Here is a 21,271-nt window from a genome sequence, read left to right as displayed (position 1 = left end):
GTCCCCGTACGCCCCCGACCCCCGTGTGTGGGCGCAGACCCCGGCGCCCGAGCCCGAGGGTCCGACCCAGTACCTGCCCTACGGCGACGACGCGCGCACGACCCGGTTCGTGGGCGTCGACGACCTGGTGACCGGGGCCGGCGAGGAGTACCAGGAGCCGGACGCCTTCGCCCATCTCTTCCGGGACCAGGGCCAGGGCGGCGGACGCCCGTCGATGGATCCCCCGGCGGTCCCCGGCCCGTCCCCTGCACCGCCGTCGGGCCAGGCACCCCTCGCGCCGACCCCGGCGCCGATGTCCGACGCCACGATGCAGCTCACCCCGACGGCACCCGCGCCGTCGGCCGCTCCCAAGAAGGGCGGGAAGGCCGGCGGGCTCCTGAAGTCGAGTGCCGTGATGGCGGCGGGGACGATGGTCTCCCGCCTGACCGGCTTCGTCCGCTCCGCGCTGATCGTCTCGGCCCTCGGTGTCGGCCTGCTCGGTGACACCTTCCAGGTCGCCTACCAGCTGCCGACGATGATCTACATCCTGACCGTCGGCGGCGGACTCAACTCCGTCTTCGTGCCGCAGCTCGTGCGCGCCATGAAGGAGGACGAGGACGGCGGCGAGGCGTTCGCCAACCGGCTGCTGACCCTGGTCATGGTGGCGCTGGGCGCACTGACCGCGCTCGCGGTCTTCGCGGCCCCCCTCCTGGTCCGCCTGCTGTCGGTGAAGGTCGCCAACGACCCGGCCGCCAACGAGGTCGCCGTCACCTTCACCCGCTACTTCCTGCCCTCGATCTTCTTCATGGGCATCCATGTGGTGATGGGCCAGATCCTCAACGCCCGCGGCAAGTTCGGCGCGATGATGTGGACCCCGGTCCTGAACAACGTCGTCATCATCGTGACGCTCGGCATGTTCATCTGGGTCTACGGCACCGCGGCGAACTCCGGCATGCAGGTCACGACGATCCCGCCGGAGGGGCAACGGCTCCTCGGTATCGGGGTTCTCCTCGGCCTCGTCGTCCAGGCCCTCGCGATGATCCCGTACCTCCGGGAGACCGGCTTCCGGCTGCGGCTGCGCTTCGACTGGAAGGGCCACGGCCTCGGCAAGGCCGCGATGCTCGCCAAGTGGACGGTCCTGTTCGTCCTGGCCAACCAGGCGGGCGCACTGGTCGTCACCCAGCTCTCCACGGCCGCGGGCAACGACACGAAGGTCGACGGCACCGGCTTCGCCGCCTACGCCAACGCCCAGCTGATCTGGGGTCTGCCGCAGGCGATCATCACCGTGTCCCTGATGGCCGCCCTGCTGCCGCGCATCTCACGCTCGGCCGCCGAGGGCGACGGAGGCGCCGTCCGCGACGACATCTCCCAGGGCCTGCGGACCACGGCCGTCGCGATCGTGCCCGTCGCCTTCGGCTTCCTGGCGCTCGGCATCCCGATCTGCACCCTCATCTTCGGCTCCTCCGGCACCAGTTCGGCCACGAACATGGGCTTCATGCTGATGGCCTTCGCCCTCGGCCTGATCCCGTACTCGGTGCAGTACGTCGTCCTGCGTGCCTTCTACGCCTACGAGGACACCCGGACGCCCTTCTACAACACCGTCATCGTCGCCGCGGTCAACGCGGGCGCCTCGGCGGTCTGTTACTTCGTGCTCCCGGCCCGCTGGGCCGTGGTCGGCATGTCGGCCTCGTACGGCCTCGCGTACGCGACCGGTGTCGGTGTCGCCTGGAACCGGCTGCGCAAGCGGCTCAACGGCGATCTGGACGGCGCTCGGGTGCTGCGGACGTACGCTCGGCTCTGCATCGCCTCGGTGCCGGCCGCACTGCTCAGTGGTGCGGCCTGCTACGGGATCGGACATACGCTCGGCCAGGGTGTCGTCGGCTCGTTCGCCGCGCTTCTGGTGGGCGGTGCCGTACTGCTCGGAGTCTTCTACGTCGCCGCACGTCGCATGCGTATCGAGGAGCTCAACTCCCTCGTCGGCATGGTGCGCGGGCGCTTGGGGCGCTGAGCGGGGGCACATGCACAACCATCGTCCGCCCCTGTGTGTCGTGCATAGCGGCAGACTGTGGGCACAATTGGTTTCGGCGTCGGACAGCGTGCAACGGATGGGGAGGCAGGAGCGGCGGTGGCGGAACGGAGCACGGCTGCCGTCGACGTGGCAGACAACAGCGGCGACGAGCCGCTGACCGCCAAGGCGGACCAGTCCACGGCCGACGGGGTGGCCCAGAACCCGGAGCGGGACACGGACAGCGACGAGGCACAGGGGAGTGGCGGGATCGAGGAAACCGAGAAGGCCTCACCTCCCGAACTGCACAGCGGGCACAAGCTCGCCAGACGCTATCGCCTCGAAGAGTGCGTCACCCGTCTGGACGGCTTCAGCAGTTGGCGCGCGGTGGACGAGAAACTCCGCCGTGCCGTCGGCGTGCACATCCTGCCCGCGGACCATGCGCGGGCCCGCTCGGTGCTGGCCGCGGCCCGATCCTCGGCGCTGCTGGGTGATCCCCGCTTCGTCCAGGTCCTGGACGCCGTGGAGGAGAACGACCTCGTCTACGTCGTGCACGAATGGCTGCCCGACGCCACGGAACTGACAGCGCTTCTGGCACCCGCGCCGCTGGAGGCGCACGACGCCTACCAGATGGTCAGCCAGATCGCCTCGGCCATGGCCGCCGCCCACCGCGAGGGCCTCGCCCATCTGCGCCTGAACCCGAACGCGGTGCTTCGTACCTCGTCCGGCCAGTGGCGCATCCGGGGCCTGGCCGTCAACGCCGCGCTGCGCGGCATCAGTTCGGACACCCCGCAGCGCACGGACACGGAGGCGATCGGCGCCCTGCTGTACGCGGCGCTGACCCAGCGCTGGCCGTACGAGAGCGACGCCTACGGCCTGTCCGGGCTGCCCAAGGGCGTGGGTCTCATCGCCCCCGACCAGGTACGCGCGGGCGTCCACCGAGGCCTCTCGGAGCTCGCCATGCGCGCGCTCGCCAACGACGGCGCCACCGCCTCCCGGCACGAATCGGCGTGCACCACTCCGGAGGAGCTGGTGAAGGCGATCGGCGAGATGCCCCGCATCCGCCCGCCGGAGCCCGCGTTCACCGCGCCTCCCGAGTACCAGCGCACGACCTACCAACAGGGCACGTACGGCCGCCCCGCGCCGCATCCCGGTGCCACCCAAGCGGTGCCGACCCCGCCGCCCCCGCTGCAGAGCCGCACCGGCAAGGCCCTCAAGTGGGCCGTGTCCGCGCTGCTGATCGCCGCGCTGGGCCTGGGCAGTTGGCAGCTCGCGGACGCTCTGATGGACCAGGGCAACAAGTCCGACGACACCAAGCAGACACAGCCGACGGACGGGAACGACAAGAGTGGCGGCAACACCAAGCCGGCCGCGGCCATAACGATCGAGGGCGCGAAGGAGTACGTGGCGAGCGGGGACGCCCAGGCACCGGACGACGTCGCCAAGACGTACGACGGTGACAGCACCACCTACTGGCGGACCAAGCGCTACAACTCCGGCCCGAAACTGGCGCCGTACAAGCCCGGCGTGGGTATCGTCTACGACCTCGGTTCGGCCAAGAAGATCTCGGCCGCTTCGATAGGGCTCCGCTACACCGGCAACCACACGACGATCCATCTCTACGCCACCGACTCGCTGACCCCCTCGACGGGAGTCGACGACATGACCGAGATCGGAACCGCCACCACCAGCGGAACCTCTCTCACGGTGAAGGCGACGAAGTCGCTGAAGACGCAGTACGTACTGCTGTGGATCACCGATGTGCCGATGGCGCCCAGCGACGGCTACAGCGGTGCCGGCTACAAGCAGGCCATCACCGACGTGAAGTTCACGGGCTGACGTCTCACCGGAGGGGGAGGGGGTCCGATGGCGGAAGGCGCCGGACACGACGGCATGAGCGATCAAGATCTGCTCGCCCGTCATGTCGAAGGCGACCCGGACGCCTTCGGTGAGCTCGTACGGCGCCACCGGGACCGTCTCTGGGCCGTGGCCCTCCGCACGCTGGGCGACCGCGAGGAGGCCGCGGACGCCGTCCAGGACGCCCTGGTCTCCGCCTACCGGGCCGCCCACACCTTCCGCGGTCAGTCGGCCGTCACGACCTGGCTGCACCGGATCACCGTGAACGCCTGCCTGGATCGTGCCCGCAAGGCCGCCTCCAGGAAGACGTCCCCGGTCGACGACACCGAGCGACTCGAACAGCTCCTGGAGCCGCACGAGTCAGCCGCCGCTCCGGCGGAGCGCAACGACCTGCACCGCCAACTGCTGGAAGCCCTGGGCACCCTCCCGCCCGACCAGCGTGCCGCCCTCGTCCTCGTGGACATGCAGGGCTACCCGGTCGCGGAGGCTGCCCAGATGCTCGATGTGCCGACGGGCACGGTGAAGAGCCGCTGCGCCCGCGGTAGAGCCAGACTGCTTCCGCTCCTCACCCATCTGCGGCCGGAAAGAGCCGCCGACGACGAGGAACGGGGCGCACGACGGAACCGGGCGCAGGGGACATCCGTCCCACCGGCAGCGGGACCACGCGAATCGGGTCCCAGGGATACAGGGCCGAGCGATTCAGCTGCTGTGAAGGGCGGAGGTGGGCGAGCGTGACATCCACGACGGACACGGCCGGGCACCCGGACGTCGCGGAGATCTCCGACCTCGCCGAGGGCCTCCTCCCGCCGTCCCGGACGACTGAGGTACGACAGCATCTGGACGAGTGCGAGCTCTGTGCCGATGTCCATGACTCGCTGGAGGAGATCCGGGGACTGCTGGGGACTCTGCCCGGCCCACCGAGGATGCCCGCAGAGATCGCGACCCGTATCGACGCGGCCCTCGCCGCGGAAGCCTTGCTGGGTGCCACCGCCCCAGAGACCCTGGCCGCACCGACCTTGGTGAGCGCGTCCCGATCGGTGTCCGGCGAGGACACCGGGACGCATGTTTCACGTGAAACATCGCCTCCGGCGGACCGCCCGTCAGGACGTGCGCATGCGGCGACCGGTCCCGGACGCAAGGACCGGAGTCGCAGCGGTCGCCGCGGGAGGATCGTCCTGGGAGCCGTCTTCACCGCGGCCGTTCTCGGAGCGGGTTCCCTGTTCCTCCAGTCGCTGGGCGACCACAAGACGTCCGACGCGGCTCATGCGAACCCGACCAGCGCCGCAGACACGTTCTCGAAGGGGAAGTTGCAGAGCGAGGTCTCGGATCTGCTCTCCACCAGGACGGCCACGAGTCGAGGCACTAACGGCAGTGATCGGCCCTATAAGGCCGAGACCGTACCCGGCAACGGAGAGCCCTCCACCAAGACGCTCATCCAGCCTTCGGATCCCATCCCGACCTGCATCAGGCAGGGCATCAACCGTGGCAACGAGGATGTCCTCGGTTCCAAACAAGGCACCTACGACGGAACCGCCGTCTATCTCGTGGTGCTGCCCGACCCTTCCGACAACAGCCGTGTCACGGCTTACATCGTCGACGCGGCCTGTGTGAGTGGGCAGACATCCACCCCTGGCAAGGTTCTTCTGACGCAGTCGTACGCGCATCCCTGACTCCGGACGCCTCATCGCCGGCCGGCGTGGTACTTCCCTCCTGTGTGCCGTCTCCGTGTGCCCGGACACACCGGGAATGCGGGCCCCGTAGGATCCGTTGGGTGGGGTGGAGGCTCTGGCAGGGGCTCCCACCGGTCGTACTGACGCAGTCCAGAGACGAGGAACCAAGCCGTGAGCGACGTCCGAAACGTGATCATCATCGGCTCCGGGCCCGCCGGCTACACGGCGGCGCTCTACACCGCGCGCGCGTCGCTGAAGCCGCTGGTGTTCGAGGGCGCCGTCACCGCCGGTGGCGCGCTGATGAACACCACCGAGGTCGAGAACTTCCCGGGCTTCCAGGACGGCATCATGGGCCCCGAGCTCATGGACAACATGCGCGCCCAGGCCGAGCGCTTCGGTGCCGAGCTGATTCCGGACGACGTGGTCTCCGTCGACCTGACCGGTGAGATCAAGACCGTCACGGACACCTCGGGCACCGTGCACAAGGCGAAGGCCGTCATCGTCACCACCGGCTCCCAGCACCGCAAGTTGGGCCTGCCGAACGAGGACGCCCTCTCCGGCCGGGGTGTCTCCTGGTGTGCCACCTGTGACGGGTTCTTCTTCAAGGACCAGGACATCGCCGTCATCGGCGGCGGCGACACGGCGATGGAGGAAGCGACCTTCCTCTCCCGCTTCGCCAAGTCCGTGACGATCGTCCACCGCCGGGACAGCCTGCGTGCCTCCAAGGCGATGCAGGAGCGCGCCTTCGCCGACCCGAAGATCAAGTTCGTGTGGGACAGCGAGGTCGCGGAGATCGAGGGCGACCCGAAGCTGGCCGGCCTCAAGCTGCGCAACCTGAAGACCGGGGAGCTCTCCGACCTCGCGGTGACGGGCCTGTTCATCGCGATCGGTCACGACCCCCGCACGGAGCTCTTCAAGGGCCAGCTGGACCTGGACGGGGAGGGCTACCTGAAGGTCGAGGCGCCCTCGACCCGGACCAACTTGACCGGTGTCTTCGGCGCCGGTGACGTCGTCGACCACACCTACCGCCAGGCGATCACCGCCGCCGGCACCGGCTGCTCCGCGGCTCTCGACGCCGAGCGTTTCCTCTCCGCCCTCGCGGACGAGGAGAAGACAGAGCCCGCGAAGACCACCGTCTGACCCCCATCCGCCCCACCGCACGATCAAGTTAAGGAGCCCGCCGTGGCCGGCACTCTGAAGAATGTGACCGACGATTCCTTCGAGCAGGACGTCCTCAAGAGCGACAAGCCCGTCCTCGTGGACTTCTGGGCCGCCTGGTGCGGTCCGTGCCGTCAGATCGCTCCGTCCCTCGAAGCCATCGCCGCCGAGTACGGCGACAAGATCGAGATCGTCAAGCTCAACATCGACGAGAACCCGGGTACGGCCGCCAAGTACGGCGTGATGTCCATCCCGACCCTGAACGTCTACCAGGGTGGCGAGGTCGCCAAGACCATCGTCGGTGCGAAGCCGAAGGCCGCGATTGTCCGCGACCTGGAGGACTTCATCTCCGAGTGATGTTTCACGTGAAACATGGATGGGCCGACTCCCCGGAGTCGGCCCATTTGCTTTGGCGCTGTCAATGGCTGCCCTAGAGCGGTCGCAGCGCTGGTTCCTTCTGTACGGCCCCCAGGAGTCGGTCGAGTGCCAGCTCCACGTCTTCCTTCCAGGAGAGCGTTGTACGCAGCTCCAGCCGCATCCGTGGATGGGCGGGATGCGGGCGGACCGTCTTGAAGCCCACGGCGAGCAGATGATCGGCGGGCAGTATGCAGGCAGGCTCTCTCCAGTGGGCGTCGCCGAAGGCCTCGATCGCCTTGAAGCCCCGCCGCAGTAGATCCTTGGCGACGGTCTGCACCATGACCCGTCCCAGCCCCTGTCCTTGGTAGCCCGGCATGATGAACGCCGTCATCAGCTGCACCGCGTCCGGAGAGACAGGGCTCGTGGGAAACGCCGTGGAGCGAGGAACGTAGGCGGGGGGCGCGTAGAGAACGAAGCCCACCGGCACGTCATCGACGTAGACGACCCGCCCGCAGGAGCCCCAGTCCAGTAGGACGGCGGAGATCCAGGCTTCCTTCTCCAGGGCTGTCGTACCCGCTCTTACCGCGGCCTGGCCGCGGACGGGGTCCAGCTCCCAGAAGACGCACGACCGGCAACGCTGGGGAATGTCCGGGAGGTTGTCCAACGTGAGCGGTACGAGCCGACGCCCCATGAAGGCTGATCCTCGCTTCCTTCGCCCGCAGCGTCGCGGGCGGCTGTCAGAGCGCTGCGTTCCCTGAGCAGACTGCCGACGAACCCGCCGACCGCCCCCAGGCCCAGACCCGCGCTCACCAGTCCGGTGCGGCTCACCGTTCGCATGGCCCCCGCCTCCCCTAAGAGGTGCTGCCAGGTGGATGCGCCATACCCGAACGCATCGTATCCATGATGCGATTGCATCGATACCGACAGAAAGCAAAGAGCGGGCCGCGTTCCGGTACACACCGGACAGCGGCCCGCTCCGCAGGTCGGGCGGACGAAACCCATGCCGTAGCCAGAGGGGCTCAGGCTTCGTCCTCCGAGTCGTCGTCCAGCAGGCTCCGCTGCAGGACCGGCCCCTCACCCGGGGCCAGCGAACCGAGGATCCGCTCAAGGTCCTCCATCGAGGCGAACTCGACAGTGATCTTGCCCTTCTTCTGCCCCAGGTCGACCTTCACCCGGGTTTCGAAGCGATCCGAGAGACGGGTGGCAAGGTCGGACAGCGCCGGGGAGACCAGGGCGCCGGCCCGCGGTCCCTTGGAGCGCTGGGCGGTCTGGGGTCGTGAACCCATCAGGGTCACGATCTCCTCGACGGCCCGCACGGAGAGCCCCTCCGCCACGATCCGGTGAGCCAACCGGTCCTGCTCCTCCGAGTCGTCGACGGAGAGCAGCGCCCGGGCATGGCCGGCGGAGAGCACTCCGGCCGCGACACGGCGCTGGACCGACGGCGAGAGCTTCAGCAGACGCAGGGTGTTGGAGACCTGCGGGCGGGAACGCCCGATCCGGTCAGCCAGCTGGTCGTGCGTGCAGTTGAAGTCCTTGAGCAACTGATCGTAGGCAGCCGCCTCTTCGAGCGGGTTCAGCTGGGCGCGGTGCAGGTTCTCCAGGAGAGCGTCCAGGAGAAGCTTGTCGTCGTCCGTGGCCCGCACGATCGCCGGGATCGCTTCAAGTCCTGCCTCACGGCAGGCCCGCCAGCGCCGCTCGCCCATGATGAGCTCATAGCGCGTCGGAGCGATCTGCCGTACGACGACGGGCTGGAGGAGACCGACCTCCTTGATGGAGGTGACGAGCTCCTGCAGCGCGTCCTCGTCGAAGACCTCACGCGGCTGGCGCGAGTTCGGCGTGATGGAGTCGAGAGGCAACTCGGCGAAGTGGGCACCGATGGGAGGCGCGAACGTCTCCACGGCGCCGTACGACGGCTCCTCCGTGTCGTAGGAAACCGGCGGCAAGGTGGTGACCTTCGCTGCGGCCACTCCTCGGTCGCCGGTGATGACCGGAACGGCCGTGGGGGACGCGGATGCGGAGCCGCCTCCCATGGCGGCCGGAGCCACCGTCTTCTCCCCGGTCGGGGCTGCGGGGATCAGTGCGCCGAGCCCACGGCCCAAACCCCTCCGTCGCTCGCTCACTGGATGCCCTCCACCATGCTCTGGTCGCTCTGCGCGCCGATGTGCGCATGCGGTGCGTCGTAGCTGACGCCCACACCCTTCAGTGCGATTTCCCTTGCTGCTTCAAAGTAGGAGAGGGCACCGCTCGATCCGGGATCGTAGGTCAGTACCGTCTGCCCATAACTCGGCGCCTCGGAGATACGGACCGAGCGGGGAATGCTCGTCCGCAATACCTCGTCGCCGAAGTGGCTGCGCACCTCGTCCGCGACCTGGGACGCGAGACGCGTCCGGCCGTCGTACATGGTGAGCAGGATGGTCGACACATGCAGGTTGGGGTTGAGGTGTCCCCGCACCAGGTCGACGTTGCGGAGCAGTTGCCCGAGTCCCTCCAGCGCGTAGTACTCGCACTGGATCGGGATGAGAACCTCCGCACCGGCGACCAGCGCATTGACCGTCAGCAGGCCGAGCGAGGGCGGACAGTCGATGAGGATGTAGTCCAACGGCTGCTCGTAGGCCTGAATCGCCCGCTGCAGTCTGCTCTCTCTCGCCACCAGGGACACCAGCTCGATCTCCGCACCGGCGAGATCGATCGTGGCAGGGGCACAGAAGAGACCCTCGACATCGGGAACCGGCTGAACGACCTCGGAGAGAGGCCTGCTGTCGACCAACACGTCATAGATGGAAGGAACTTCCGCGTGATGATCGATCCCCAGTGCCGTAGAGGCATTGCCCTGTGGGTCGAGGTCGACCACCAGAACACGGGCACCGTGCAGTGCCAGCGAAGCGGCAAGATTGACGGTCGTCGTCGTCTTGCCGACCCCGCCCTTCTGGTTGGCAACAACCATGATTCGGGTCTGCTCGGGTCGTGGCAGGCCCTCGCCGGCACGACCTAGGGCTTCCACAGCCAGTTGGGCAGCACGACCGATGGGAGTGTCGTCCATAGGGGGCGGTGTTTCACGTGAAACATCCTCCCCCATCGACTCGGTACGGGGACCGGGGACCGGATCGGTCATCGGTCCCGCGATGTTGGCGTCGGACCGCAAGGATTCACTCTCCTCGACTTCAGGCTCGCAATGAACAGAGCCTCCCATGTCTTCAGGGTCGTGAACCAGTGAGGCCTGTTGTTCTGTGGAGAATTCCACCTCTGTGGACAACTCCGTGCCCTCTCCGAGTGATCCGAGAGGCTTCCTATCGCGGGGTTCGGCCGCGCGGCTGCGGCTGATGATGCCGTGGAGCAGTGAGCGACGTTTCACGTGAAACACGATGCACAGCAGCTGAGGCCGAACTGTCCGCGACACTCCGGCATGCGTAGGTTTGGCAGCTTGTGTGGAGTAAGTCTCGTCGTCAGGACGGATCAGCGACGGCGGCGGGTCCGTCCGGTACGCGCTGCCTTCGCACGTTTGGCGGCGAAGCGAACGCCACCAGGACTCTCCCCCACCTCGACACGCACGACGGTGGAGAGCGGATCCACGATCCCCTCGCCCACATGAAGGATGGACGTCTCCACGGCACCGAGCTTGCTCAGGGCCGTTGCCGCCGCCTTGAGTTCTTCCTCGGCGGTGTCGCCCTTGAGGGCGAGCATCTCTCCATAGGGACGCAGCAACGGGATGCCCCAGGTGGCCAGCCGGTCCAGCGGTGCCACGGCCCGTGCCGTCACCACATGGACGGGCTGCAGCTTGCCCATGACCTCCTCGGCCCGACCGCGCACAACGGTCACATGGTCCAGGCCCAGCAACTCGACGACCTCGGCGAGGAAGTTGGTCCGCCGGAGCAAGGGCTCCAGCAGCGTGATCTTCAGATCCTCCCGGACCAGCGCCAGGGGAATGCCCGGCAGGCCGGCGCCCGAACCGACGTCGCAGACCGTCACGCTCTCCGGCACGACCTCCGAGAGCACCGCACAGTTCAGGATGTGCCGTTCCCACAGGCGGGGCACCTCGCGTGGGCCGATGAGACCACGCTGCACGCCCGCGTCGGCGAGCAGCTCGGCGTATCGGACCGCATCCTCGAAGCGATCGCCGAACACCTCGCGCGCCTCCTCGGGCGCAGGGGGAAGCTCCGCTGCCTCCGTCACGGGGGACCGTCCTTCCGTACCGCAAGAGCGCATGGGGCGCTGACCATCAGGACCACCAGAACTACAGGACTATCAGGCTGACAAAATTCGGCCCCGTCTGCTCAACAGACGGGGCCGGTGGAACAAGGGGACCGATCAGGCGGGAAGCACGACGACGAAGCGCTGCGGCTCCTCGCCCTCCGACTCGCTGCGCAGTCCCGCGGCCTTGACGGCGTCGTGCACGACCTTGCGCTCGAACGGGGTCATCGGGTTCAGCTTCACCGGCTCGCCGGTGTTCTTCACGTCGGCCGCCGTCTTGGCGCCCAGCTCGGAGAGCTCGGTGCGCTTCTTGGCGCGGTAGCCGGCGATGTCCAGCATCAGCCGGCTGCGGTCCCCGGTCTCCCGGTGCACGGCGAGGCGGGTGAGCTCCTGGAGTGCTTCCAGCACCTCACCGTCACGGCCGACGAGCTTCTGGAGATCGCGGCCGCTGCTGTCGCTGATGATCGAGACAGCGGCGCGGTCGGCCTCGACATCCATGTCGATGTCGCCGTCGAGATCGGCGATGTCCAGCAGACCCTCGAGGTAGTCCGCCGCGATCTCGCCCTCCTGCTCCAGGCGGGACAGGGTGTCTGCACCCTCGGCGGCGGCGGAGGTGGTGGTGCCTTCCGTCACGGGATGGACTCCTTCTTACTTCTTGGACGGGGACTTGGGCCGCTGCGGACCCTTGCGCTGTCCGGACTGGGCCTTGCTGCGGGTGCCGCCTGCGGGCTTCGGGGCGGCCTTCTTGGCAGCGGCGGCGGGCTTGGCGTCCTCGGGCTCGTCCGACTTGCTCAGCGAGGTCTTCGGCTCGGCGTCGTCGGCCGTGTTGTCGGCACTGTCGTCGGCCGACTTCGCGGCGGTGGACTGGCGCTGGGACTTGGTCTGCCGCTTGGGCTGCTGGCGCCGGGGAGCGGCCGTGGTGGGCGTACCGTCCTCGGACTCCACCGCGGCCTCGCCCTTCACCACAGTCCCGTCGGCCTGGGCCACGAGGCCCACCTTGGTGAGGCTGTTGATGAACTTGCGCTCGAACTCGTTGCGGTCACGGCCCTTGGAGACGATCGCCTTGACGATGGCCTTCTCGCCCCGGCTGCGGGTCTTCTCGTGGTGCGTGACGTGCTTGGTCAGGCGCTCCAGGTAGGCGGCCTGGGCCTTGGAACCCGGGGTCGGGTTGTTGCGGATGACGTACATCTGCTGGCCCATGGTCCACACGTTGGTGGTCAGCCAGTAGACGAGGACACCGACGGGGAAGTTGATGCCGAAGATGGCGAACATGACCGGGAAGACGTACATCAGCATCTTCTGCTGCTGCATGAACGGGGTCTTCACCGTGGTGTCGACGTTCTTCGTCATCAGCTGGCGCTGCGTGTAGAACTGCGACGCCGACATCATCACGATCATGATCGCGGTGACGACCCGGACGTCGGTCAGCGTCGCACCGAGGGCCGCGACCTTGCTGCTGCCGTCCGTGAACTTCGCGGCGAGCGGGGCGCCGAAGATGTGCGCGTTACGCGCGCTGGCGAGCAGCGAGTCGTTGATGACGCCGATCGTCTTGCCCGTCGCGATGCCGTTGAGCACGTGGTACAGGGCGAAGAAGAACGGGGACTGCGCCAGGATGGGAAGGCACGAGGAGAGCGGGTTGGTACCCGACTCCTTGTACAGCTTCATCATCTCTTCGGACTGACGCTGCTTGTCGTTCTTGTAGCGTTCCTGGATCTTCTTCATCTCGGGCTGCAGGGTCTGCATGGCCCGGGTCGCCTTGATCTGCTTCACGAAGAGCGGGATCAGGCAGATGCGGATCAGGATCACCAGGGACACGATGGACAGGCCCCAGGCCCAGCCCGTGTCGGGACCGAAGACCTTCCCGTACACCGAGTGGAACTGGACGATGACCCAGGAAACGGGTGTCGTGATGAAGCTGAAAAGACTGGCAATCGTGTCCACTAATCATGCTCCTTGGGCATGGGACGGTGTCTCTGCGGCCGGGCTCGAAGGACTCAGCCCTTCAGTGGCCGTTTCGGCGGCGGAGGTCCCGCCCTTTTCTGCGCGCCGTGCGCCTCGCAGCATCTCGTGCCACCTGGGTCGCTTGCGCGGCGGGACATGGTCCACACCGCCGAGCGACCACGGGTTGCACCGCAGGATGCGCCAGGCCGTGAGCGCGGTGCCCTTGATCGCGCCGTGCCGGTCGATGGCCGTATAGCCGTAGTGGGAGCACGACGGGTAGTACTTGCACACCGGACCCAGGAGTGGACTGATCGTCCACTGGTACAGCTTGATCAGTGCCAGTAGTGGGTACTTCATCGCGCGCCCCCTCCCAGCAGCCGCTGAACGGCGGCATCCAGGTCTTGGGCCAGCTGTGCATGGTCGGCGTCGCCCGCTCCGGGCAGCGCTCGTACGACTACCAGGCTACCGGGGGGAAACAGAGCGACTCGCTCACGCATCAGATGGCGAAGTCTGCGCTTCACTTTGTTGCGCACCACGGCGCCGCCCACTGCCTTGCTGACGACGAAACCCGCACGCGTCGGGGGAGCGCTCTCCCCTGGCGCGTGCGGGTCCGTGGCACTGCTACGAAAGTGGACGACGAGAAGCGGGCGGCCGGCCCGGCGACCCCGTCGTACCGCGGTCGCGAAGTCTTCGCGCCGCCTCAGCCGATGCTCGGTAGGCAGCACGACGTCATGACCTGATCGGGATCAGGCGGACAGGCTTGCGCGACCCTTGCCACGACGGTTCGCGAGAATCGCGCGACCGGCACGGGTACGCATCCGCAGGCGGAAGCCGTGGGTCTTGGCCCGACGACGGTTGTTCGGCTGGAAGGTGCGCTTGCTCACGAGGGGGCTCCAGAAATAAATCGGTGGTTGCGGGTGCCGTCCTGGCTGTCACCGTGCGCCCACGAGTAGCTCGCAGTAACGCCCGAGTGCACCGCTGACCGATCACCCACATGCGATCTGTGCCCATCGGAGGCAGGCGGCAGCAGCCATCGACAACTCGACCTGGTCACGGTACGCGGGGCTACGCCATCCGGTCAAACCAGCGGTCACAGCGAGACACTATCCACAGGCTGGGGACAACAACTTGAACCGCACCCGTCGCCCTGACTACCGTGGCTGGACTCTGATTCGTTCCTTTGTCCCCTGCCCCGACGCCTTTTTCCCCTGCGTCCCACCCGATTTACATCCCGTCCCGTCCGCGAACCACACGTTCGTGGGACCCGTGAGAGAGCGTGCCCTGTGGCTGACGTACCTGCCGATCTTGCCGCAGTGTGGCCACGAGTGCTGGAGCAACTTCTCGGTGAGGGGCGTGGGCAGGGTGTCGAGACCAAGGACGAGCACTGGATCCGGCGCTGCCAGCCCCTGGCACTCGTCGCAGACACCGCCTTGCTCGCCGTACCGAACGAATTTGCGAAGGGCGTGCTCGAGGGCCGCCTCGCGCCGATCGTCAGCGAGACCCTGAGCCGCGAGTGCGGCCGGCCGATCCGTATCGCGATCACCGTCGACGACTCCGCCGGCGAGCCCGCGGGCCCGCCGGCACCCCCCGCCCCGCCCCGCCGCTACGAGGAACCCGAGCAGAACCGGGACCCGTACGAGGGCGGCTACGGCCGTCATCGCGCCGAACCGCTCCCGGGCGGCCCCGGCGACCAGCTGCCCACCGCCCGCCCCGCCTACCCGTCGGAGTACCAGCGGCCCGAGCCCGGCGCCTGGCCGCGGCCGTCGCAGGACGACTACGGCTGGCAGCAGCAGCGGCTCGGCTTCCCCGAGCGGGATCCGTACGCGTCACCGTCCCCGGACCAGTACGCACCGCCGTCGCAGGACCAGTACGGCTCGCCGTCCTCGGACCAGTACGGGGCACCGCCCCAGGACTCCTACAAGCCGCAGCAGGACCAGTACGCCCCGCCGGGGCAGGAGTACCGCCCGCAGTCGATGGAGCGTCCGTCGTACGAGCAGCAGCGCGCGGAGTACGAGCAGTCGCGGGCCGAGTACGAGAAGTCCCGCGCGGAGTACAACCAGCGCGACGCGCGACGCGATCTGTCCGACTCGCGCTCGTCGTCGAACTCCGGTCATCTGCACCGCGGCGGTCCGGGGTCGACAGGACCGCTGGGCTCGAAGCCCGCGCCGGCGGCCGGCCCGGGTGAGCCGACCGCGCGACTGAACCCGAAGTACCTCTTCGACACGTTCGTGATCGGTGCCTCGAACCGCTTCGCGCACGCAGCCGCGGTCGCCGTCGCCGAGGCGCCCGCGAAGGCGTACAACCCCCTTTTCATCTATGGGGAGTCGGGGCTCGGCAAGACGCACCTGCTGCACGCGATCGGGCACTACGCGCGGAGCCTGTACCCCGGCACGCGCGTGCGGTACGTCAGCTCGGAGGAGTTCACCAACGAGTTCATCAACTCCATCCGTGACGGCAAGGGCGACAGCTTCCGCAAGCGGTACCGGGAGATGGACATCCTTCTTGTCGACGACATCCAGTTCCTCGCGGACAAGGAGTCGACGCAGGAGGAGTTCTTCCACACGTTCAACACGCTCCACAACGCCAACAAGCAGATCGTGCTGTCCTCCGACCGGCCGCCCAGGCAGCTGGTGACGCTGGAGGACCGGCTGCGGAACCGTTTCGAGTGGGGCCTGACCACCGACGTCCAGCCGCCCGAGCTGGAGACCCGTATCGCCATCCTTCGTAAGAAGGCGGTGCAGGAGCAGCTCAACGCCCCACCGGAGGTGCTGGAGTTCATCGCCTCCCGCATCTCGCGCAACATCCGCGAGCTGGAGGGGGCGCTGATCCGGGTGACGGCGTTCGCGTCGCTCAACCGGCAGCCGGTGGACCTCGGTCTCACCGAGATCGTCCTCAAGGACCTCATCCCGGGCGGCGAGGACTCGACCCCGGAGATCACCGCGTCGGCGATCATGGGAGCGACCGCCGACTACTTCGGGATCACGGTCGAGGACCTGTGCGGCAGTTCGCGCGGGCGCCAGCTGGTCACGGCCCGGCAGATCGCCATGTACGTGTGCCGCGAACTGACCGACCTCTCCCTGCCGAAGATCGGCGCGCAGTTCGGCGGGCGGGACCACACGACCGTCATGCACGCCGACCGGAAGATCCGGGCGTTGATGGCCGAGCGACGGTCGATCTACAACCAGGTCACCGAGCTGACCAACCGCATCAAGAACGGCTGACAGCAGCGCAGTTACGACGCCGAGGGCGCCCCGGGAGAGATTCCCTGGGCGCCCTTCGTCATGCCGGGAGGCGCGTCCGACGCGGTCCTGGAGGGGCGTCGGGAGTCTGTCCACACCTGTGGGTGGCCCACCCGCTGTTCGAATACCTGCCGGGTTACGGCCGCCCTCCACAGATTTGGTGACTTTCTTCCGTCCACATCCTGGGGACTGCGAAGTTGTCCAGAACGTGTCCACAGGCCTCGCGGGTGAGAGACCATCAGTCCAGGTCAGGTGCTTGTGGATTCGTGGACAAAAGATCTCCACAGGCTGTGGACAAATCCGTGATCCACAGGATGTGGACGGAGTTGTCCACCGACAACCCACAGGCTGGGGCCGGTTGTCCCCAGCGATCCCCAGCTTCTCCACACCGCTGTCCACTGTTCGGCAACGCGACGCGCCACCTCACCGTGTCGAGTGAAAGGCGTCACACGAAGGTGCCGGGTTGGGCTGTGGGAAAGGTGGGTAAAGCTGGGGACGGCGCTGGGGAGAAGTGGCCCTCGGCTGTGCATGGGGTGTGCAGAACTTTCCGTTCTCCACAGAAACCCGAGGTTGTCCACCGCCGTCACCCACAGGACCGGTGGACAAAATTCCCGCTCTGAGCTGGGAAAACGGGGTTATCCACGGTATCCACAGCCCCTACTACTACTAGCAACTAGAGAGAGCTGGGAAACCGTTTCGAAGCGGGGCCTGTGCACAACTCTCGCTTCGTCGCCCGACCGCCCCTCGTCACGACTTGACCCCGAGAGGCACCTACTGTCAGTGCTGTGCGTCAGACTGTTCCCCGGTTGTCCTTCCCCTCACAGGGACCGATGACACCGAGACAGACGACGAAGCCAGGCAGGCCGAGAAGCGCCGGCAACAGCAGGAGGCGGCAACAGTGAAGATCCGGGTGGAACGCGACGTACTCGCGGAGGCAGTTGCCTGGGCGGCACGCAGCCTCCCGGCCCGTCCGCCGGCGCCGGTCCTCGCCGGCCTCCTGCTGAAGTCCGAGGAAGGACAGCTGAGCCTGTCCAGCTTCGACTACGAGGTCTCCGCGCGCGTGTCGGTCGACGCGGAGGTCGAGGAGGAGGGCACCGTCCTCGTCTCCGGTCGGCTGCTCGCCGACATCTGCCGCGCCCTCCCCAACCGGCCGGTGGAGATTTCCACAGACGGTGTACGGGCGACGGTGGTCTGCGGCTCCTCGCGCTTCACGCTGCACACACTCCCTGTGGAGGAGTACCCGGCGCTGCCGCAGATGCCGGGCGCGACCGGCACCGTCCCCGGTGAGGTGTTCGCCTCGGCCGCCGCCCAGGTGGCCATCGCCGCCGGGCGCGACGACACGCTGCCCGTCCTCACCGGTGTGCGCATCGAGATCGAGGGCGACACGGTGACGCTGGCGTCCACCGACCGCTACCGCTTCGCGGTCCGCGAGTTCCTGTGGAAGCCGGAGAACCCCGAGGCGTCCGCGGTCGCCCTGGTGCCCGCCAAGACGCTCCTGGACACCGCCAAGGCCCTCACGAGCGGCGACAGCGTGATCCTGGCGCTGTCCGGCTCGGGCGCGGGCGAGGGCCTCATCGGCTTCGAGGGCGCCGGCCGTCGTACGACGACCCGCCTCCTGGAGGGCGACCTCCCGAAGTACCGCTCGCTCTTCCCGACGGAGTTCAACTCCATCGCCGTGATCGAGACCGCCCCCTTCGTGGAGGCCGTCAAGCGCGTGGCCCTGGTCGCCGAGCGCAACACGCCGGTGCGGCTGAGCTTCGAGCAGGGCGTGCTGATCCTGGAGGCCGGTTCCAGCGACGACGCACAGGCTGTGGAGCGTGTCGACGCCCAGCTGGAGGGCGACGACGTGTCGATCGCCTTCAACCCGACGTTCCTGCTGGACGGTCTGAGCGCCATCGACTCCCCGGTGGCCCAGCTGTCCTTCACGACCTCCACGAAGCCCGCGCTGCTCAGCGGCAGGCCCGCTCTGGACGCCGAGGCGGACGAGGCCTACAAGTACCTGATCATGCCGGTGCGCCTGAGCGGCTGATCCGTACCCGACGAGAACACCGCAGGTCGGGGCATACCGCCCGGTACTTCTGAGCGCGTATGCCCACAGGTGTGCATGACCGTCCGGGTTTAGGCTCGGACACAGGTACGCAAGTGCCTTCATGCCACGTCGCACCCTAAGGAACAACTGATGGAGCTCGGTCTCGTCGGCCTCGGCAAGATGGGCGGCAACATGCGCGAGCGCATCCGCCGCGCAGGCCACACCGTCATCGGATACGACCGCAACCCGGACCTCGCCGATGTCCACAGCCTGGGAGAGCTTGTGGACAGGCTCAGGGGCCCCCGCGTCGTGTGGGTGATGGTCCCGGCCGGTGCCGCCACCCAGTCGACCGTCGACGAGCTGGGCGAGCTCCTGGAGCCCGGTGACGTCGTCGTGGACGGCGGCAACTCGCGCTGGACGGACGACGAGAAGCACGCCGAGGAGCTGGGTGCCAAGGGCATCGGCTTCGTGGACGCGGGCGTCTCGGGTGGTGTGTGGGGCCTGACGAACGGCTACGCCCTGATGGTCGGCGGCGAGCCCGAGGACATCGCGAAGGTGCAGCCGGTCTTCGACGCCCTGAAGCCCGAGGGTGAGTTCGGGTTCGTGCACGCCGGCAAGGTCGGCGCCGGGCACTTCTCCAAGATGGTCCACAACGGCATCGAGTACGCCATGATGCAGGCCTACGCCGAGGGCTGGGAGCTCCTGGAGAAGGTCCACTCCGTCACCGACGTCCGCGAGGTCTTCCGGTCCTGGCAGGAGGGAACGGTCATCCGTTCCTGGCTGCTCGACCTCGCCGTCAACGCCCTCGACGACGATGAGCACTTGGACAAGCTCAAGGGCTACGCGGAGGACTCCGGCGAGGGCCGCTGGACCGTCGAGGCGGCCATCGACAACGCCGTGCCGCTGCCCGCGATCACCGCTTCCCTCTTCGCGCGGTTCGCCTCCCGCCAGGAGGACTCGCCGCAGATGAAGATGGTCGCGGCCCTGCGCAACCAGTTCGGCGGCCACGCCGTCGAGACCAAGTAATCCACAGATCCACAGGCCCCGGGCCCGTGGATCCACAACCTGGGGGAGGTCGGCGAACGACCATGCACGTCACGCATCTGTCGCTGGCCGACTTCCGCTCGTACGCCGGGGTCGACGTCCCGCTCGACCCCGGTGTCACCGCGTTCGTGGGCCCCAACGGCCAGGGCAAGACCAACCTCGTCGAGGCGATCGGCTATCTCGCCACCCTGGGCAGCCACCGCGTCTCCTCCGACGCCCCGCTGGTCCGGGTCGGCGCCGACCGCGCGATCATCCGCGCGCAGGTCCGACAGGGCGAGCGGCAGCAACTGGTCGAGCTGGAGCTGAACCCGGGCCGCGCCAACCGGGCCCGCATCAACCGGTCCTCGCAGGTCAGGCCCCGGGACGTGCTGGGCATCGTACGGACCGTGCTGTTCGCGCCCGAGGATCTCGCCCTGGTGAAGGGGGATCCCGGGGAGCGGCGGCGTTTTCTGGACGAGCTGATCACCGCGCGGTCGCCGCGGATGGCCGGTGTGCGGTCCGACTACGAGCGGGTGCTCAAGCAGCGCAACACCCTGCTGAAGTCGGCCGCGGTGGCCCGTCGTCATGGCGGGCGCTCGATGGACCTGTCCACGCTCGACGTGTGGGACCAGCATCTCGCGCGCGTGGGCGCCGAGTTGCTCGCCCAGCGGCTCGATCTGATCGCCGCGGTGCAGCCCCTCGCCGACAAGGCGTACGAGCAACTGGCGCCCGGCGGTGGCCCCGTGGCCCTGGAGTACAAGCCGTCGGCGCCCGGTGAGGCGCACACCCGCGAGGATCTCTACGAGCAGCTGATGGCGGCGGTCGCGGAGGCGCGCAAGCAGGAGATCGAGCGGGGCGTCACCCTCGTAGGACCCCATCGGGACGATTTGATTCTCAAACTCGGTCAGTTGCCGGCCAAGGGATACGCCTCGCACGGGGAGTCCTGGTCGTACGCGCTGGCGTTGCGGCTCGCGTCGTACGACCTGCTGCGGGCCGAGGGCAATGAGCCGGTGCTCGTGCTCGACGACGTGTTCGCCGAGCTGGACACGCGCCGCCGGGAGCGGCTGGCCGAACTGGTGGCCCCCGGCGAGCAGGTGCTGGTGACGGCGGCGGTCGACGACGACGTACCACATGTGCTGGCGGGGACGCGGTACAGCGTGGCGGAGGGGGCGGTGGAGCGCGTATGAGCACCGAGGACGAACCTGTACCCCCGAAGGCCGCCGAGCCCTCCGGAGTCGACCTCGCGCGCGTGGCGCTGCGCGCCGCGAAGGAACAGGCACGCGCGCGTGGGGACGCGGCGCAGCAGAAGAAGCAGGCGCGGCGCGGGGGCCTGCGCTCCGGCGCGCGCGCCGACGGCCGCGACCCCATGGCACTCGGCGCTGCCATCAACCGGCTGCTGAACGAACGCGGCTGGGAGACACCGGCCGCGGTGGGCGGTGTGATGGGCCGCTGGCCGCAGATCGTCGGCGAGGACCTGGCCAAGCACTGCGTGCCGGAGCGGTACGACGAGGACGAGCGGGTGCTGGTCGTGCAGTGCGACTCCACGGCCTGGGCGACCCAGCTGAGGCACCTCACGCCCACCCTCGTGGCCAGGCTCAACGAGGATCTGGGGCACGGCACCGTACGGATGATCAAGGTGCTCAACCCCGGTGGACCGCCCCGCCGCTACGGCCCGCTGCGGGCTCCCGGCAGCACGGGTCCCGGCGACACCTATGGGTGACTGACATCACAGCGCGGGCGTCGGCGGGCGACCCGACGCGGTTGCGAACAGCGACCTGACCCAGGAGTAGCAAAGGGTTCATACCCGGAAGCGCTGAGTGCCGCT

Annotated in this window: 20 protein-coding genes; 11 read left to right on the top strand and 9 right to left on the bottom strand. The window is 68.2% G+C overall.

The features are described 5' to 3' along the window. The 6 genes from murJ to trxA form a co-directional block, all read left to right on the top strand. Positions 1 to 1,987: murein biosynthesis integral membrane protein MurJ (gene murJ, locus JHN45_RS19155; protein WP_200716178.1), on the top strand; the 1,987-nt coding region annotated here is incomplete at its 5' end. 117 nt (positions 1,988 to 2,104) lie between these two features. Beyond that, positions 2,105 to 3,823 carry a protein kinase family protein gene (locus JHN45_RS19150; protein ID WP_200716177.1) on the top strand — a complete coding sequence of 573 codons (1,719 nt, stop codon included), beginning with the start codon at positions 2,105 to 2,107 and terminating at the stop codon, positions 3,821 to 3,823. Between the two features lie 27 nt (positions 3,824 to 3,850). Further along, entirely contained in the window at positions 3,851 to 4,576 is a 726-nt protein-coding gene (gene sigM, locus JHN45_RS19145) for an RNA polymerase sigma factor SigM (protein WP_200716176.1), read from the top strand. After that, a complete protein-coding gene (locus tag JHN45_RS19140; protein WP_200716175.1) occupies positions 4,573 to 5,511 on the top strand; it encodes an anti-sigma factor in 939 nt (312 codons plus the stop codon). The genes sigM and JHN45_RS19140 overlap by 4 nt, the downstream gene beginning before the upstream one ends. Before the next feature lie 171 nt (positions 5,512 to 5,682). Further along, the gene (gene trxB, locus JHN45_RS19135; protein WP_200716174.1) at positions 5,683 to 6,651 is read left to right on the top strand and encodes a thioredoxin-disulfide reductase; all 969 of its coding nucleotides are present in this window, start codon (positions 5,683 to 5,685) and stop codon (positions 6,649 to 6,651) included. Positions 6,652 to 6,693: 42 nt separating this feature from the next. Continuing rightward, the gene (trxA, locus tag JHN45_RS19130) at positions 6,694 to 7,026 is read left to right on the top strand and encodes a thioredoxin (protein WP_200716173.1); all 333 of its coding nucleotides are present in this window, start codon (positions 6,694 to 6,696) and stop codon (positions 7,024 to 7,026) included. A gap of 73 nt (positions 7,027 to 7,099) precedes the next feature. Here trxA and JHN45_RS19125 read toward each other — a convergent pair whose 3' ends face one another. The 9 genes from JHN45_RS19125 to rpmH form a co-directional block, all read right to left on the bottom strand. Beyond that, positions 7,100 to 7,717 carry a GNAT family N-acetyltransferase gene (locus JHN45_RS19125; RefSeq protein WP_200716172.1) on the bottom strand — a complete coding sequence of 206 codons (618 nt, stop codon included), beginning with the start codon at positions 7,715 to 7,717 and terminating at the stop codon, positions 7,100 to 7,102. Positions 7,718 to 8,045: 328 nt separating this feature from the next. Beyond that, positions 8,046 to 9,146 (bottom strand): ParB/RepB/Spo0J family partition protein, encoded by a 1,101-nt coding sequence (locus JHN45_RS19120; protein ID WP_200716171.1) that lies wholly within the window; start codon positions 9,144 to 9,146, stop codon positions 8,046 to 8,048. Next, positions 9,143 to 10,216, bottom strand: coding sequence for a ParA family protein (locus JHN45_RS19115; protein WP_078532690.1), 1,074 nt, complete (start codon positions 10,214 to 10,216; stop codon positions 9,143 to 9,145). The genes JHN45_RS19120 and JHN45_RS19115 overlap by 4 nt, the downstream gene beginning before the upstream one ends. Positions 10,217 to 10,479: 263 nt before the next feature. Further along, positions 10,480 to 11,196, bottom strand: a complete 717-nt coding sequence (gene rsmG, locus JHN45_RS19110; RefSeq protein ID WP_200716170.1) for a 16S rRNA (guanine(527)-N(7))-methyltransferase RsmG — start codon at positions 11,194 to 11,196, stop codon at positions 10,480 to 10,482. A gap of 135 nt (positions 11,197 to 11,331) precedes the next feature. Then, positions 11,332 to 11,847 (bottom strand): R3H domain-containing nucleic acid-binding protein, encoded by a 516-nt coding sequence (locus tag JHN45_RS19105; protein ID WP_200716169.1) that lies wholly within the window; start codon positions 11,845 to 11,847, stop codon positions 11,332 to 11,334. Positions 11,848 to 11,862: 15 nt separating this feature from the next. After that, positions 11,863 to 13,155, bottom strand: coding sequence for a membrane protein insertase YidC (gene yidC, locus JHN45_RS19100; RefSeq protein WP_201049808.1), 1,293 nt, complete (start codon positions 13,153 to 13,155; stop codon positions 11,863 to 11,865). 3 nt (positions 13,156 to 13,158) lie between these two features. Then, the gene (gene yidD / locus JHN45_RS19095) at positions 13,159 to 13,512 is read right to left on the bottom strand and encodes a membrane protein insertion efficiency factor YidD (RefSeq protein WP_201049807.1); all 354 of its coding nucleotides are present in this window, start codon (positions 13,510 to 13,512) and stop codon (positions 13,159 to 13,161) included. Then, positions 13,509 to 13,880 carry a ribonuclease P protein component gene (gene rnpA / locus JHN45_RS19090; protein ID WP_201049806.1) on the bottom strand — a complete coding sequence of 124 codons (372 nt, stop codon included), beginning with the start codon at positions 13,878 to 13,880 and terminating at the stop codon, positions 13,509 to 13,511. The genes yidD and rnpA overlap by 4 nt, the downstream gene beginning before the upstream one ends. 21 nt (positions 13,881 to 13,901) lie before the next feature. Next, complete coding sequence (gene rpmH / locus JHN45_RS19085) at positions 13,902 to 14,039, bottom strand: 50S ribosomal protein L34 (RefSeq protein WP_006381191.1); 138 nt, start codon at positions 14,037 to 14,039, stop codon at positions 13,902 to 13,904. A gap of 399 nt (positions 14,040 to 14,438) precedes the next feature. Here rpmH and dnaA point away from each other — a divergent pair, with 399 nt between their 5' ends. The 5 genes from dnaA to JHN45_RS19060 all read left to right on the top strand — a co-directional run bounded on the left by dnaA (position 14,439) and on the right by JHN45_RS19060 (position 21,166). Then, entirely contained in the window at positions 14,439 to 16,376 is a 1,938-nt protein-coding gene (gene dnaA / locus JHN45_RS19080) for a chromosomal replication initiator protein DnaA (protein WP_201049805.1), read from the top strand. Between the two features lie 916 nt (positions 16,377 to 17,292). After that, positions 17,293 to 18,423, top strand: a complete 1,131-nt coding sequence (dnaN, locus tag JHN45_RS19075; RefSeq protein WP_200717773.1) for a DNA polymerase III subunit beta — start codon at positions 17,293 to 17,295, stop codon at positions 18,421 to 18,423. 150 nt (positions 18,424 to 18,573) lie between these two features. Continuing rightward, positions 18,574 to 19,449: a phosphogluconate dehydrogenase (NAD(+)-dependent, decarboxylating) gene (gene gnd, locus JHN45_RS19070; RefSeq protein WP_201049804.1), complete on the top strand. Its 876-nt coding sequence runs from the start codon at positions 18,574 to 18,576 to the stop codon at positions 19,447 to 19,449. Between the two features lie 62 nt (positions 19,450 to 19,511). Beyond that, positions 19,512 to 20,633, top strand: coding sequence for a DNA replication/repair protein RecF (gene recF / locus JHN45_RS19065; RefSeq protein WP_201049803.1), 1,122 nt, complete (start codon positions 19,512 to 19,514; stop codon positions 20,631 to 20,633). Further along, a complete protein-coding gene (locus tag JHN45_RS19060; RefSeq protein WP_200716696.1) occupies positions 20,630 to 21,166 on the top strand; it encodes a DUF721 domain-containing protein in 537 nt (178 codons plus the stop codon). The genes recF and JHN45_RS19060 overlap by 4 nt, the downstream gene beginning before the upstream one ends. Positions 21,167 to 21,271: the final 105 nt, after the last annotated feature.

It is taken from the genome of Streptomyces sp. MBT53 (assembly GCF_016654115.1).
GTDB lineage: Bacteria > Actinomycetota > Actinomycetes > Streptomycetales > Streptomycetaceae > Streptomyces.
This window is presented reverse-complemented; position numbering and strand designations above follow the sequence as displayed.

Excerpts from the sequence above, each read along its gene's own strand:
- sigM (WP_200716176.1), top strand. The coding sequence starts at position 3,851 with ATGGCGGAAGGCGCCGGACACGACGGCATGAGCGATCAAGATCTGCTC.
- JHN45_RS19125 (WP_200716172.1), bottom strand. The coding sequence starts at position 7,717 with ATGGGGCGTCGGCTCGTACCGCTCACGTTGGACAACCTCCCGGACATT.
- JHN45_RS19115 (WP_078532690.1), bottom strand. The coding sequence starts at position 10,216 with ATGGGAGGCTCTGTTCATTGCGAGCCTGAAGTCGAGGAGAGTGAATCC.
- yidD (WP_201049807.1), bottom strand. The coding sequence starts at position 13,512 with ATGAAGTACCCACTACTGGCACTGATCAAGCTGTACCAGTGGACGATC.
- gnd (WP_201049804.1), top strand. The coding sequence starts at position 18,574 with ATGGAGCTCGGTCTCGTCGGCCTCGGCAAGATGGGCGGCAACATGCGC.
- recF (WP_201049803.1), top strand. The coding sequence starts at position 19,512 with ATGCACGTCACGCATCTGTCGCTGGCCGACTTCCGCTCGTACGCCGGG.
- JHN45_RS19060 (WP_200716696.1), top strand. The coding sequence starts at position 20,630 with ATGAGCACCGAGGACGAACCTGTACCCCCGAAGGCCGCCGAGCCCTCC.